The organism is Neptuniibacter sp. (genome assembly GCF_024231755.1).
GTDB lineage: Bacteria > Pseudomonadota > Gammaproteobacteria > Pseudomonadales > Balneatricaceae > Neptuniibacter.
Map to the genome: position 1 here is coordinate 1 of NZ_JAAEQH010000016.1, position 656 is coordinate 656.

General features: G+C 47.0%; 1 protein-coding gene and 1 pseudogene. Both read left to right on the plus strand.

Annotated features, from left to right (window positions below):
- Window positions 1-205 (plus strand): annotated as a pseudogene (locus tag GY843_RS00505) (IS1595 family transposase); the annotation flags it as partial.
- Between the two features lie 111 nt (window positions 206-316).
- Window positions 317-656 (plus strand): twin-arginine translocation signal domain-containing protein (locus tag GY843_RS00510; RefSeq protein WP_297305759.1); only part of this gene is annotated, 340 nt, incomplete at its 3' end.

Genomic DNA, 656 nt, shown 5'->3' on the forward strand with positions numbered 1-656 from the left:
AGGAGTTAAGGTGATAGATAAAGTCTTTCACATTCAAAATGTTAACGCCTATCACAGCCGTCTGAAAGCGTGGATAAAACGGTTTCACGGAGTAGCCACAAAATACTTGGAACACTACCTAGGTTGGTTCAGGTTTATGGATACTCCAGAAAACCTTAACGAAAACAGGCTCTTTTCGATTCAACAACAGTTAATCCGAACATAGCCTAGAAAAATAATAGCTGAACGCAACTTACATCAGAACAAAAACCAAGACCATTGGCCGTGCAAATTTGAGGTAAGTGTAACTTCAGCGGTATCACTGCCGGAGGACCGAATGTCCCAATTAGAGACCTTTTACGAAGTCATGCGGCGACAGGGGATTACCCGTCGCAGTTTCCTGAAGTATTGTAGCCTGACCGCTGCTGCATTAGGCCTGGGCCCTGCGTTTGCACCGCGTATTGCCAATGCCATGGAAACCAAGGAACGTACCCCTGTGCTGTGGCTGCACGGACTGGAATGTACCTGTTGTTCTGAATCCTTTATCCGCTCTGCGCACCCTTTGGTGAAAGACGTTGTACTGTCGATGATCTCACTGGATTACGACGATACGTTAATGGCGTCAGCAGGCCATCAGGCCGAAGCGATTCTTGAAGAGACTATGCAGAAGTACAAGG